We start from the raw sequence: 13,749 nt of genomic DNA, 5'->3' as shown, positions 1-13,749 counted from the left end.
AGGCGTTGCCCTGCAAGACTGAGCCTGCTCGCGGTCCCCCGTTGCACAGCATGCCCCCTGTGGGAGCGAGCCTGCTCGCGAAAGCGATTACCGTTTCAACCCATCAATCGCGCCGTACCGAACAGCCTGACCCGCACCAACGCGCCGCGCTCTTCTTCGAGCAACACCGGCGCCGTGCCGCCCGGCATCACCACCTGCACTTCACCGCTCGCCACCCAGCCCACCGCCCACGCCGCACAGGCCACCGCACTGGCACTGGTGCCGGAAGACGCCGTCGGCCCTTCCCCGCGCTCGAACACCCGGGCGACGATGCATTGCGCTGATTGACGCGCAGCCCATTGCAGATTGACGCCCGCCGGACACGGTTGACCGGCGCCGGCGGGCATCGCATAAGCAATCCGGGTCAGGTCCTCGGCCCATGGCGACTCGCGCATTTGTGAGTTGCTCGGCAGATCGGCGACGTCGGTCAGCAACGTCACGCAATGCGGATTGCCGATGCGCACGAACTGACTGTGTTGCCACGCCGGGTTGAGCTGAGCCAGTGGCCCTACGTGGTTGACGTCCTTCCCGTTGAACACGCGTTTTTCAACCTGCTGCGCACTCACTGCAGAAGGCCCGAAGCCCGGTTGACCGAGGTCCAGCCAGAAACCCTTCACCGCTTCGACTTCAGCCGGTTTCACCGAAGTTTCCACGGCGTCACCCTTGTCGTGATGCACTCGCAGCAATGCCCCCTCCGCCGGCATCAGCCCCTGCTCCAGCAAGGATTGGGAAAAGATCGTCAGGCCGTTGCCGCTGCGTTCAGCCAGGGTGCCGTCGGTATTGACGATGAGTACATCGAACGGTGGCGCAGACTGAAAAGGGCCGATCAGCAGGCCGTCGCTGCGGTGGGATTTGCTCTGCTCTGGACGCTGCCCCTCAGGCCAGTCGCAACACAGGGCAATGGCTGCCTGGCTCCACGCCTGTCTCGACAACGCACACTGCGCGGCATTGATTGGCAAATCGATCCCCGCCGCGCGAAGTGCCTCAGGTGAAATCACTCCATAAATATTACCCCGCGCGTCATAGAACTGCGTCATCACCGGCCTCACTCACCTTGTCGAAGCCATCACTGTAAACCGCGATCCCCTTTAGGAGTGAGCCTGCTCGCGAGAGCGCAGTGTCAGGTTAAAAAATGTCGCCTGAACCACCGTTTTCGCGAGCAGGCTCGCTCCCACATTAAATAGCGGGCGCTCACAAATCTGCTGTCATGCGCAGATCCCTGTGGGAGCGAGCCTGCTCGCGAAGGCGGTAAATCCGTCGCCATATTCATTGCCCGAATCACCGTTTTCGCGAGCGGGCGAACGCCTACGGGTTAGGATGTCGGCTGCACTCCCCCGGAACCTGCGATCGAACCTCGACGCGCGATCACGGTCATTCGGGGGACGCGATGTTTTTTGCCAAGGATCGATATGACCAGCCTCAACCCCCAAGACACCTTCGTCCCCGGACGCCTGCAACAGATGTCGACGCGCATCGCATTTTTCATCGCCGGCCTCGGCATTGCCGCGTGGGCGCCGCTGGTGCCGTACGCCAAGGCCCGGGCCGGGCTGGATGAAGGGACGCTTGGCCTGCTGTTGTTATGCCTGGGGGTCGGTTCGATTCTGGCGATGCCGCTGGCGGGGATTCTCGCTACGCGCTTCGGCTGCCGCAAAGTGGCCACCGGCGGCACCCTGCTGATTTGCGCGGCGCTGCCGTTGCTGGCGACGGTGTCGTCGATTCCGGCGCTGATCGCCACGCTGTTCATGTTCGGCGCCGGTTTGGGCACCGTGGACTCGACCGTCAACCTGCAAGCGGTGATCGTCGAACGGGCCAGCGGCAAGAACATGATGTCCGGCTTTCATGGCCTGTTCAGCCTCGGCGGGATTGTCGGCGCGGCCGGTGTCAGCGCCCTGCTCGGCCTCGGCCTGACGCCGCTGGCGGCAATGCTGGTGGTGGTGGCGGTATTGATCGGCGCGCTGTTCAAGTGCGTGCCGCACATGCTGCCCTACGGCAGTGAAAGCTCCGGCCCGGCATTTGCCATTCCCCACGGCATCGTGCTGTTCATCGGCGGCATGTGCTTCATCGTGTTCCTCACCGAAGGCGCGGCGCTGGACTGGAGCGCGGTGTTCCTCGCCCAGGAGCGCGGAATCGACACGGCGTACGCAGGGTTGGGTTACGCCGCATTTGCCCTGACCATGACGGCCGGACGCCTGATGGGTGACCGGATCGTGCGCAGTGTCGGTGCCACGCGAATCATCCTGTTCGGCGGCCTGTTGGCGGCGGCTGGCCTGTTTCTCGCGACCTTCGCCCCGAGCTGGGAAGCGGCGTTGCTGGGTTATGCGCTGGTCGGCGCCGGCTGTTCGAACATCGTGCCGGTGCTGTACACCGCCGTGGGCAAGCAGACGGTGATGCCGGAAAGCATCGCGGTGCCGGCGATCACCACGTTGGGTTATGCGGGAATTCTGGCGGGGCCGGCGGTGATCGGCTTTGTCGCCCACGCCAGCAGTCTGAGTTTTGCTTTCGGGTTGATGGCGGTGCTGTTGGTGGCCGTGGCGATTGGCGGCAAAACACTCAAAGTCTGAACACCATCATTGTGGCGAGGGAGCTTGCTCCCGCCGGATTGCGAAGCGCACACAAAAATCGGGCCTGCTGCGCAGTCCAGCGGGAGCAAGCTCCCTCGCCACAGGGTCCCGGGTTATCAGAAATCCAGGCTGGCCTGGACAAAGAATGTCCGCGGCGCACCGCCATACATCCCCGGATTTTTGTCGCTGGAACCGGTGAAATACTGCTTGTCGAAGACGTTTTTCACCCCGGCGCCGAGCTTCAGGTTCGACACCTGCGGACCGAAGCCCGGCCATTCATTCCTTGGAGGCCGCGCCGAAACTGCGCCCGCGTTCCCCCCAAGCCCCCGCCTATTGTGTAAAATGCCGCCCGGGTGCCACCGCAACAACGCGGCAGGGCAGGTTTAATTCAGCGCAGGTCGGGCCGCCGCGCGGAGTTGCCGTGCCTATGAGCCACGATCCGTCACGCCTGCATGCTGCCCCTGCCCGCCAGGGCTCGCCGTCTGCGATGGCGTTTCTCTCTCGTTTCTTCGCCGCCGAATCTGCCGGTGGCCTGATCCTGATGGCCGCTGCCCTTGCCGCGCTGTTGATCGCCAACTCGCCGTGGGCCGCCACGTACTTCTCGACGCTGCACATCAAGATCGCCGGCTTGTCGATCGAGCATTGGGTGAACGATGGCCTGATGGCGATCTTCTTCATGCTGGTGGGCCTGGAAATCAAACGCGAAATGCTCGCCGGGCAGTTGTCGACTTGGGGCCAGCGCGCGCTGCCGGGCTTCGCCGCTTTGGGCGGGATGCTGGTGCCGGCGCTGATCTATGTCGCGATCAACTGGAGCAATCCACAGACCCTTAGCGGCTGGGCAATTCCCGCCGCCACCGATATTGCCTTCGCCCTGGGCGTGCTGTCGCTACTGGGTAAGCGCGTCCCCGTCTCGCTGAAAATCTTCCTTTCGGCCCTGGCCATTCTGGATGATCTGGGTGCGGTGGTGATCATCGCGATTTTCTACACCAGTGGCCTGTCGGTGAGCATGCTGCTGGCGTCACTGGCAGTGATTGCGTTGCTGGTGATCCTCAATCGCTGCGGGGTCAGAAAGCTTTGGCCATACCTGATCGCCGGCGCCTTCCTGTGGTTCTTCATGCTGCAATCGGGGATCCACGCGACCCTCGCCGGGGTGATTCTGGCGCTGTGCATCCCGCTGGGTAACCCGGAGGACGAGCACAACTCGCCGCTGCTGTACCTCGAAGAAAAAATGCATCCGTGGGTGGCGTTCGCCGTGGTGCCGATTTTCGGCTTCGCCAACGCGGGCGTGTCGCTGGCCGGCATTTCCCCGAGCAACCTGCTCGAGCCGGTGCCGCTGGGCGTCGCGCTGGGCCTGTTGTTCGGCAAGCAGATCGGCATCCTCGGCCTCGGTGCACTGGCGATTCGCAGTGGTCTGGCGCAACTGCCGCAAAGCGCGAGCTGGCTGCAACTGTATGGCGTCGCCCTGCTCTGCGGGATCGGCTTCACCATGAGCCTGTTCATTGGCGCACTGGCGTTCCCGGGCGCACCGCACCTGGTTGATTCGGTAAAGGTTGGCGTGTTGCTGGGCTCGATCCTGTCCGCGCTGCTGGCGGTGGTCGTACTGATGAGTGCCGGCAAGGCGAAGGCTTCGAACTGACCTCAAGAGTCTGGTCGAAATAAAACATGTGGGAGCGAGCCTGCTCGCGAAAGCGCTGATTCAGTCGACCCATTAGCTGACTGAATTGACCCCTTCGCGAGCAGGCTCGCTCCCACCGTTGTTATTGCGGTGCTGCTCAGCCTTTTTCGTCAATCCCGGCCTGCAGGGCCTGGCTGTCGAGGTTGCCGCTCAGGGTCACCGGACCCACTTTCAGATTGCCGTTATCGAAAGACACCTTCGGTGCGTTCTCCTCGGTTTTCTGCGGCAGGTCCAGCCCGGCTTTCACCCCGTAGCCACGGTTGAACAGATCGCTGCTATCGACCTTCGAACCGCCCAGATCCACTTTCCCCTCACTCGCCGAAATCCGCGCGCCGGTCAACTGTGTCGCGCCGCCCACCGCGAGGTTCACGCCCTGGCTGCCACTGATGCCGGAGGCCTGGGCCACGCTGTCCTTGTGGGTGTATTCGCCCTGCGCTTTCAGTGTCGGCTTGTAGTCGGTGCCGGCGAGTTTTTCCTTGTCGCTCGGTGGATTCTTCTTCGCGGTCAGGCCCAGATCGACATCGACCTTGGCTTGCGTCTTCGAGTCCTGACGGCTATCGACGGTCAGATCACCGGCGACCTTGCCGCTGACCGTGTTGGCGTCGATCCGCGCACCCGACAGCTGTGCATCACCGGCACTGTTGAGCACCACGCTGTCAGCCTTGACCTGGCTGTTCTGCTGGGTGGTGGCTTGCAGGTAATCGACGCCGACCTTGGCCCCGGCGTTGAAACCGTGGTCGCTGCTGGCCTTTTCATCGGCGGCGGTCGGGGTCTTGCTGCTCAGGTTGCCGCCGGCATTCAGCGCGACATTCCAGTTGTTGCGACGCTCGGTGGACTGCGCCGACTCCTGAACGAAACCGCCCTTCTGCGCATCGATATTGACGCTCGGCGCGCCGACTTGCGTGCCTTGCAGGTGCACCGCGTCACCGCTCAACGCCACACCGCTCTGGCTATTGAGCTGACCACCGACCAGGGTTTGCGAGTGTTCGTTGACCCCGCCGATGTTGAAGTTGCCGCTCAGATTACCGCCCTGATCGCGACTCTTCTCGCTGGTGGATTTGCTGCCGCCGCCCTTCAAACCGCCGCCGAGATTGCCGCCGGTTGCGGTGTGCGTATCGGTGGCCGCTTGCAGGTCGAGCTTGCCGTCCGCGTGCAGATCGATGGCGCCCGCGCTGTCGATCTGCGTGCCTTGCTGGACCTGGTTGCCGCCGCTGCTCAACTGCACCGGACCGGTACCGCTGATGCTCGCGACGTGAGCCTGAGTGTCAGTGGTTTGCTTGCCGGTGTGGTCGAGCTGGAACCCGGCACCGAGGTCGACGTTAGTGCCATCGGTGCCCGGCAAGGTGCCGACCGTCAGCGAGCCGTTGCCGCGCAGGCTGGAGTCGCTGCTGCTCTGGCGGTCGTTGGCCTGATTCAGCGCCAGATCGCCACCGGTCTTGATGCTCACAGCGCCCTGCCCGCCGTCGAAACGGCTGCCGGCGAACTGCGCATCACCGCCGACGTTGATGTTCACGCCCTGATTACCGGCATAGCCGCCGACCAGCGCCGTGCTGCTGTCCTTGCCGGCGAAGCTGTTGCCGCCCGCGCCGCTGCCGGCGACGTTCACGTCTTCGCCGGTCTTGGTGTAGACCCGCACGTCGACCTTGGCGTCCACCGAGTGTTCGGTGCTGCTGTGGGTGTTGCTCGCGGCGTCGGCTACCAGTGTGTCTGCGCTGATGTTGACCTTGCCGTTGCTGGCGTTGTACTGGGTGCCCTGGTCGTGCAGGTTGCCGGCGGTTTTTAAATCGACACTGCCCCCGTCGAAACGGCTGACCACGGCGTTGCTGCTCTGCTCGGTCTTGTCGGCGCTGCCGTGACCGATCGCCACGTCGAGGCCGACGTTTGGCTGGCCGAGATTGCTCAAGGCTTCCTTGTCCGGCACCTTGCCGTTGAGCACATCCTTGACCGCACCGGCAATCGGGCGGGCGATGTCCTTGTACTCGACGTTGGCACCGATGTCCGCCGACCAGTTGCTCTGGCTGTGGCTGCTGCTTTCGGTGTTGCTGGCCGCGCGGTTATCGATTTCGTTGGCCGCAACGTTCAGACCATTGCCGGCCTTGACCTGTGCGCCTTCGGTCACCAGCTTGTCGGCGTTGATCGTCAGGCCGCCGCTGCTCTGCACGCCTGTGGTTTGTGCGGTGGTTTTGCTGCTGCTGTCTTGCGCGGTGCTGTGGGCAAAATCGACGCCACTGCCGGCGCGGTCGAGGCCACCGGTGTAGTAGAAGCCGCCGCCGGTGCTGGAGGTGTCGGTGGTCGTTGTGTGGCTGTCCTGTTCGGCCAGCAACGACACATTCTTGCCGCTCAGCGTGGTGTCGCCCGCCGTGGATTTGACCTCACCGCCCTTGATCGTCAGATCGCCGCCGGCCTTCACCTGCACGCTGGCGCCGCGGAGGCTCGAGCCTTGCTGGGTGACGTCGTTGCTCGTGACGGTCTGCTGCTTGTCTTCGTAATGCACGCCGGCGCGGTATTGCTCCGGCGTCTGCTCTTTGGCGTAGGCGTCGAAACCACGGGTTTCGCTGGTCGAGCGGCTGTCGTGGGTGTTCTGCGTGGCATGCACGTTCACATCCCCCGCGGCGTCCGCCGTCAGCGCACCGCCGGCTTTGACTGTGGAACCGGCAACGTCGATGTCCTTGGCACTCTTGAGCTTGAGGTTGCTGTCGGAAACCAGCTCGCTGCGCACCGTGGTGCTGTCCTTGGCGTTCTGCCGTGACTCGTCTTTGGTGATGCCGAAGAACTTGCTGTCCTTGTCGTGGTTGTTGCTGTGCGAAGTGTCCTGCACGCCGTCGATCACCAGCGAACCCTGGTCGCTGATCAAGCTGGCCTCGGTGCCGCCACGGACCTGGCTGCCGCTGATGCGCACGTCGTCAGCCTTGACGATCAGTTTGCCGGCCGCATTGATTTTGCTGCCCTGATGCTGGGTCTGGCCCTTGTCGGCGTCACCGGTCTTGCCGAAGAAACCACCGCCGACCAGGTCGCCGGAGTAACTGTTGTTATTGCTGCGGCTGGTGCGCGTGGCCGTGGTCACGTCCACCTGTTTGCCCGCCAGTTTCACGTCGCCGGTGCTGTTCAGCTCGGCGCCTTCGGCGCGCAACAATGCGGCGGTTTGCAGGGCGATATTGCCGCCCTTGAGCTGGCTGCCGACACTGCGCTGCTCTTCGCTGCTGCTGTTCCAGTCGGCCTTCCACAGGTGCTTGCGGTGGTTGCCCTGATCGCTCTGGGTGTGGCTTTCAGTGGCGGCGGTCAGGCGCAGATCGCCGCTGCTCTGCACATCGAGTTGCTTCGCCGCTTCGACCTTGGCCGCTTTGAGTTCGGTGTCTTTGCCGGAGGTCAGCCTGGCGCCGCGGCTGGCGACGATCTGGCTGCCGTGCTGGCGAGTTTCACTGTCGGTCTGGGTACGGTCGTAGGTTTCCCAGGTGATGCCGATGGTGCTGTTGCTCCAGTTTTCGCGCTTCTCCTGGAGCTTGCGGCTTTCCACGGTGCTCAGGGTCAGGTTGCGCTTGGCGTCGACGCTGACATCACGACCACTGACATCGGCAGCGGCCAGCGTCAGGTCCTTGCCGCTGTGCAGGCCGACATCGCCCTGGCTGCTGCGGATACCGGCTCGAGTCACGTCCAGGCTGTTGGGGATCGCTTCGCCGCTGACACTGAGGTCGCCGGCCGAACGAATCTGCACGCCGTCACGCCCGGCCACTTGCACCGCTCCCACACGCACGCCCGCGCCTTCGGCGGTGCTGACGATGTTGATGCGCCCGGCCTGCATCGCGCCGAACAGGCTGGCGTCGATGCGTTGGTCATGGGTGCTACCCGATGGATCCACGGTTTTCACCTGACCGCTGGCGTAATCCACCTGGTTGCGCCCGACCGTGAGGTTCAGTTGATCGCGGGCGTCGATGCGCCCTTGGCTGTCGATACGCGGGGCGATCAGGTTGACCGAGCCCTCGCCGTTGCGCAGGCCGCCGCTGTGAATCTGCAACTGGCCGCTGGCGTCGCGGGTGTTCAATGCCTGAAGTTTGCCGTCGTTCAATTCCGGACGACCGACCACCAGATTGGCGTTCGGCGTGTTGATGAAACTGCCACCGTTCACCGAAATGCCGTTGGGGTTGGCCAGCACGTAATCGGCGGCGCGACCGAAGATTTCCTGGGCGCCGTTGATGGCCGACGGGTTGCGGCTGATCACCTCGTTGAGGATCACGCTGGCCGCCTGCCCCTGCAGTTGCGGGTTGGCCGCCAGTTGCCCGGCGAGCTGCGATTGCCCGGCCTGCAAGGCGTTGTTCAGCACCAGGCCCTGACGGTCGACGTTGTAGTCGAGGAACTGGTTGTGCGACAGGCCGGAGCCGTTGGGCGCGACGATATTGACGATGGGCACGCCGCCCTGGGTCTGCAATTGCGCGGTGCCGCCGGGGCCAGGCGCGACCACCACACCGCCGGCGAGGGCGCTGGGCAGGTGCACGGCGAAGAACAGGCTGGCGATCGCCCAGCGCAATTTTCCCCGAGGAGAAAGATGGAATGCAAAGGTATGTGCTGGCATAAAAACGTCTCCATGTAAGAACGGCATCACGGCGCGCGATTTAGTCTTGGCCGTGGCTGTCGCGCTCAGATCCGACGGCTGTGTGTTCACTGCTTGATGAGTCTCGTTGGTGCTCATATCTGCAACCCCACGCGCATCAGCCAGGTCTCTGGCTCGTGCTGCAAACCGTTGGGGGTGTTGAGGGCGCGCTGGTAATCGACGTCCACTTGCAGGTTCTTCCAGCCCAGGTTCAAGCCGACGCTGGCGCCACTCAGGCGTTGACCTTGCGCACCGTGGTCGGCCTTGAGCCAGCCGTTGTCGAGGGCCACGCGCGGGGTGATCTGCACTGGCCAATCGGTGCGCAACGGCAGGCGCAGGGTGTTGCGCCAGATCGCGCCGCTGGCGCCGGAGGCGCTGCTGACCCGATAGCCGCGCACCGCCGAATCGTCGGTGCCGAGCAACTGTTCGATGGCCGGCAACGGGTCAGGGCTGTATTGCAGATTGAGCTGGCTCTGCCACTGCCACGCTTGCGCGCCGAACTGGCCGTTGCGCCATTGGCTGAGGCCGGCGCGGTACTTGCGAAACTGCGCCTTGGGCAGGTTGTTGACCGCGTGATTGGCGTCGTCATCGGCGCCCAGCCAGCGCAAGCCTTGCGAATAAGTGACATCGAGGTTCCACACCGCACGGTCGAGCCAGAACAGATTGAGTCCGGCTTCGGCCACGGTCAGGGTCGGGCTCTGAATGCCCAGCCGGGCGTTTTCCAGATAGCTGTCGACGTCCTTGTGCGCCAGTTGCAGGTTGGCGCTGAGCTGGCGGCTCTGGTCGCGCCACAGCACGCGGTCGGCGCGCAGGCTCAGTTGATCGGTGATGCCGGTGCTGTGGAAAGTCACGCTGGGCAGTTTGAACGGCGCGCGGTATTCGGCGTGGCTGGCGAACACGCTGTAGGTCCAGTAGCCGTAGGGAATCGCGTAATACAGGCTGGCGTTGCGGTTGTAGCGGTCTCCCTGATTCAACGTGTCGCTGGCGCTGAGGCTCAGCAGATCGTTGAGTTGCAGCGGGCTGTCAAAGCTCAGGCTGACGCTGTTGCGATCACGCCCGGTGCTGGCGCTGCCGAGGTTGTCGATGCCCAGCCCCAAGGCCCAACGCGACTGTCCGGCCGTGCGCGAGCGCAGGATGATCCGCGACGCGCCGGGCTGGCTGCCGGGGGCGATGTCGGCGGTCAGGTCAATCGAACGCAAGCGGTTCAACTGATCCAGGCCCTGCTCCAGATCGCGCAGGTTCAACGGCTGGCCGAGCATATGCGGGAACGCACCGCCCAACGACACCGGCAGGCTCTGGTCGGCCAGTTCGATGGACTCGATGTAGCCCTCGTCGATCATGATGTCCAGCGACTGCCCCGCCGCTGGCGCGCTCAACAGGTACGGGCGGCTGGCGATGTAGCCCTGCTCGACATAGGCGGCGGTGATGGTCGCCAGCAGATGGTTGATCTGGCCGACGCCCATGCAGGGCGCCAGCAGCGGTTTGATTCGGGCGTTGAGTTTGGCGCTGTCGATCAACGTGACGCCGCCGATGCGTGTGCCACTTAGCGGCCAGCAGCGTTCATCGGGGGCGACAGTTTGCGGGATTGCCGGGGTGGCGGGCGCCGGGCCGAACGCACCGCGCTCCAGTTGGCGCTTGCGTTGCTCCATCTGCAGTTGTTGCAGATCGCGCTGTTGCTGTTGTTGCTGGCGCAGCGCTTCCTGGCCCGGCGCAACAGGGTCAGCCGCTTGAATCGAGGAGGCACACACACTCAACACAAAGGCCGACAACAGCGGGCAACGCGTGGAACGACGACGAGAAACAGCGCGAAGCGAATACGGCACGCAACATCCTTGCAATCATAAAATGGCGTAATGCCACCCCATCAATGCGAGTGATAGTCAGAGCCTTCCCACACAAATGCAAGACGCTTCCTACAGCGCTTACATTTCTTAAACATTTGATTTTGCTGCGTTCAACACCGTGGTCTCAGGGTTTCCCCGAGGGCATTCATTGAGTTTTCGGATACCTGGCTCGAATTACTGGCGCCCTTCAGCAAGCGCAACCGCTCCAAACCCTGAGCCTCGGCAGGCAACTGACGACCGGCGTGAAAATTCAATTGCCACAAAATATTACTCACGTCATATTACAGCCGTAATAACTTCTCGCTTCGCAGGTATTACGCCATGACCAGCATGCCCACCCTTGAGCCCGACCTGTCTGCTGCGGTCCCTTCCGCCAGGCCCCCACTGCGCAAACGCCTGTTGCTGCCCGGCGTCGGCCTGATTGCCATGGTGGCTGTCGGGGTGTACGCCGCTCACTGGTGGGGCACCGGGCGTTTTCTGGAGGAGACCGACGATGCCTACATCGGTGGCGACGTCACGGTGATCGGGCCGAAGGTCGCCGGCTACATCGAAGAAGTGCTGGTCAGTGACAACCAGTCAGTCAAGGCCGGTGATGTGCTGATCCGCCTCGACGCGCGCGACTACCGCGCCAACCTCGCCAAAGCCGAAGGCGCAGTCGCCGCCGAACTAGCGTTGCTGGCCAACCTCGACGCCACCGAACAATTGCAGCAAGCGGTGATCGGTCAGGCCCGTGCCGGCATCGATGCGGCGGGTGCCGAAACGGCCCGCTCGCGAGACGATAACGCGCGCTACAAACGCCTGGTGAGCACCAATGCCGTCTCAGTGGAAAGCGCCCAGCGTGCCGACGCCACCTTCAAGACTGCCCAGGCCCTGAGTGCCCGCGCCCAGGCCGAACTGCTCGCCGCCCAGCGCCAACTGGCGGTGATCGACACCCAGAAACAACAGGCCCGCGCCGCCCTGCAACAAGCCCGGGCCGAGCGTGATCTGGCGCAGTTGAACCTCGGCTATACCGAACTGCGCGCACCGGTCGATGGCGTGATCGGCAATCGCCGCGCGCGGGTCGGCGCCTATGCCCAGGCCGGTTCGCAGCAGTTGTCGGTGGTGCCGGCCAGCGGCCTGTGGGTCGATGCCAATTTCAAGGAAGACCAGCTCGCCAGAATGCGTCCCGGACAACGGGTCAGCATCCGTGCCGACGTGCTCTCCGGCCAGGAATTCCACGGCCGCCTCGACAGCCTCGCCCCCGCCACCGGTTCGCAATTCAGCGTGCTGCCGCCGGAGAACGCCACCGGCAACTTCACCAAAATCGTCCAGCGGGTGCCGGTGCGGATCCTGCTCGACCCGGCCGACGGTGTGCTCGGTCATCTGCGGCCAGGGTTGTCGGTGACCGCCGAAGTCGACACCCGCGCGCCCGCTGAAACCCGCGCCGTGGCCGTCGCACCATGAGCACTGCCCTCGCCGCCCCGGCGCAACCGTTCAACGCCGCCGACATGGCCACCGCGACCAAGGTGTTCGCCTTCGCCACGATGTGCATCGGCATGTTCATCGCGCTGTTGGACATCCAGATCGTTTCGGCGTCGCTGCGGGACATCGGCGGCGGACTCTCGGCCGGCACCGACGAAACCGCGTGGGTGCAGACCAGTTACCTGATCGCCGAAATCATCGTGATCCCGCTGTCGGGCTGGCTGTCGCGGGTGTTCTCCACGCGCTGGCTGTTCTGCGCCTCGGCGGTCGGCTTCACCCTGGCCAGCCTGCTGTGCGGGGTGGCGTGGAACATTCAGAGCATGATCGCCTTTCGTGCGCTGCAGGGCTTTCTCGGCGGTTCGATGATCCCGCTGGTGTTCACCACGGCGTTCTTTTTCTTCACCGGCAAACAACGGGTGATTGCCGCGGCAACCATCGGTGCCGTGGCGTCACTGGCACCGACATTGGGGCCGGTGATCGGCGGCTGGATCACCGATATTTCCTCGTGGCACTGGCTGTTCTACATCAACCTGTTGCCGGGGATTTTCGTCGCGGTGGCGGTGCCGATGCTGGTGAAGATCGACCAGCCGGAACTGTCGCTGCTCAAGGGCGCGGACTATTTGAGCATGGTGTTTCTCGCGCTGTTTCTTGGCTGCCTGGAATACACCCTCGAAGAAGGCCCGCGCTGGAACTGGTTCAGCGATCAAACGATTCTGACCACGGCATGGATCAGCGCTCTGGCCGGTCTGGCCTTTATCGGACGCACGTTGCACGTGGCCAATCCGATCGTCGATCTGCGCGCGCTCAAGGACCGCAACTTCGCCCTCGGCTGCTTCTTTTCCTTCGTCACCGGCATCGGCCTGTTCGCGACGATTTACCTGACCCCGCTGTTTCTCGGGCGGGTGCGCGGTTACAGCGCGCTGGACATTGGCCTGGCGGTTTTTTCCACCGGGGTGTTCCAGATCATGGCGATTCCGCTGTATGCCTTTCTCGCCAATCGCATGGATCTGCGCTGGATCATGATGATCGGGCTGGGGCTGTTTGCGCTGTCAATGTGGGAATTCAGTCCGATCACCCACGACTGGGGTGCCGGTCAGTTGATTTTGCCGCAAGCTTTGCGCGGGATCGCCCAGCAGTTGGCAGTGCCGCCAGCGGTGACACTGACGCTGGGCGGGTTGGCACCGGCGCGGCTGAAACACGCCTCGGGCCTGTTCAACCTGATGCGCAACCTCGGCGGGGCCATCGGCATTGCGGCGTGCGCGACCGTTCTCAATGACCGCACCAACCTGCACTTCACCCGGTTGGCCGAGCATCTGAACAGCAGCAACGAGGCGATGAATCAGTGGCTGACACAGGTCACCGGCAACCTGGCGACGCTGGGCCAGAGCGGTGACGTCGGCATCACCGCCGGCCTGCGTCAACTGTGGCTGCTGACCTACCGCGAGGCGCAGACCCAGACCTACGGCGACACCTTCTTGATGATCATGCTGTGCTTCATCATCGCCACGGCGATGGTGCCCTTGATGCGCAAGGTACAACCACCGGCCGCGCCGAGTGCGGATGCGCATTGATGTCACGTCCCTG

The 13,749-nt window shown here is 63.8% G+C and carries 7 protein-coding genes and 1 pseudogene; 4 read left to right on the top strand and 4 right to left on the bottom strand.

Annotated elements, in window-relative coordinates; translation table 11 throughout:
- Positions 1–95 precede the first annotated feature (95 nt).
- Positions 96–1,076, bottom strand: coding sequence for a diaminopimelate epimerase (locus HBN98_RS13885; RefSeq protein ID WP_083366416.1), 981 nt, complete (start codon positions 1,074–1,076; stop codon positions 96–98).
- A gap of 372 nt (positions 1,077–1,448) precedes the next feature.
- On the opposite strand from HBN98_RS13885, the gene HBN98_RS13880 reads away from it, so the two are divergent.
- Positions 1,449–2,600 (top strand): MFS transporter, encoded by a 1,152-nt coding sequence (locus HBN98_RS13880; protein WP_064586851.1) that lies wholly within the window; start codon positions 1,449–1,451, stop codon positions 2,598–2,600.
- A 116-nt stretch (positions 2,601–2,716) separates the two neighbouring features.
- On the opposite strand, the pseudogene HBN98_RS13875 reads toward HBN98_RS13880, so the two are convergent.
- Positions 2,717–2,866, bottom strand: a pseudogene (locus tag HBN98_RS13875) (hypothetical protein); the annotation flags it as partial.
- A gap of 161 nt (positions 2,867–3,027) precedes the next feature.
- On the opposite strand from HBN98_RS13875, the gene nhaA reads away from it, so the two are divergent.
- The gene (nhaA, locus tag HBN98_RS13870; RefSeq protein ID WP_083366418.1) at positions 3,028–4,236 is read left to right on the top strand and encodes a Na+/H+ antiporter NhaA; all 1,209 of its coding nucleotides are present in this window, start codon (positions 3,028–3,030) and stop codon (positions 4,234–4,236) included.
- A gap of 136 nt (positions 4,237–4,372) precedes the next feature.
- Here the strand turns inward: nhaA and HBN98_RS13865 are convergent, their stop codons facing one another.
- On the bottom strand, positions 4,373–8,842 hold the full coding sequence (locus HBN98_RS13865) for a hemagglutinin repeat-containing protein (protein ID WP_083366419.1): 4,470 nt from the start codon (positions 8,840–8,842) through the stop codon (positions 4,373–4,375).
- 113 nt (positions 8,843–8,955) lie between these two features.
- Positions 8,956–10,683, bottom strand: coding sequence for a ShlB/FhaC/HecB family hemolysin secretion/activation protein (locus HBN98_RS13860; RefSeq protein ID WP_064586848.1), 1,728 nt, complete (start codon positions 10,681–10,683; stop codon positions 8,956–8,958).
- A gap of 342 nt (positions 10,684–11,025) precedes the next feature.
- Between HBN98_RS13860 and HBN98_RS13855 the strand changes: the two genes are divergently transcribed.
- Together HBN98_RS13855 and HBN98_RS13850 are read left to right on the top strand one after the other, a co-directional pair.
- A complete protein-coding gene (locus HBN98_RS13855) occupies positions 11,026–12,147 on the top strand; it encodes an HlyD family secretion protein (RefSeq protein ID WP_083366420.1) in 1,122 nt (373 codons plus the stop codon).
- Positions 12,144–13,736 (top strand): DHA2 family efflux MFS transporter permease subunit, encoded by a 1,593-nt coding sequence (locus HBN98_RS13850; RefSeq protein ID WP_083366421.1) that lies wholly within the window; start codon positions 12,144–12,146, stop codon positions 13,734–13,736. The genes HBN98_RS13855 and HBN98_RS13850 overlap by 4 nt, the downstream gene beginning before the upstream one ends.
- The last annotated feature ends 13 nt before the right edge of the window (positions 13,737–13,749 follow it).

The sequence above is a fragment of the Pseudomonas koreensis genome (assembly GCF_012986595.1).
Taxonomy (GTDB): domain Bacteria; phylum Pseudomonadota; class Gammaproteobacteria; order Pseudomonadales; family Pseudomonadaceae; genus Aquipseudomonas; species Aquipseudomonas koreensis.
Note: the sequence above shows the minus strand (reverse complement) of the source record. Positions and strands in the feature narration are given on the sequence as shown.

Excerpts from the sequence above, each read along its gene's own strand:
- HBN98_RS13885 (WP_083366416.1), bottom strand. The coding sequence starts at position 1,076 with ATGACGCAGTTCTATGACGCGCGGGGTAATATTTATGGAGTGATTTCA.
- HBN98_RS13880 (WP_064586851.1), top strand. The coding sequence starts at position 1,449 with ATGACCAGCCTCAACCCCCAAGACACCTTCGTCCCCGGACGCCTGCAA.
- nhaA (WP_083366418.1), top strand. The coding sequence starts at position 3,028 with ATGAGCCACGATCCGTCACGCCTGCATGCTGCCCCTGCCCGCCAGGGC.
- HBN98_RS13865 (WP_083366419.1), bottom strand. The coding sequence starts at position 8,842 with ATGCCAGCACATACCTTTGCATTCCATCTTTCTCCTCGGGGAAAATTG.
- HBN98_RS13855 (WP_083366420.1), top strand. The coding sequence starts at position 11,026 with ATGACCAGCATGCCCACCCTTGAGCCCGACCTGTCTGCTGCGGTCCCT.
- HBN98_RS13850 (WP_083366421.1), top strand. The coding sequence starts at position 12,144 with ATGAGCACTGCCCTCGCCGCCCCGGCGCAACCGTTCAACGCCGCCGAC.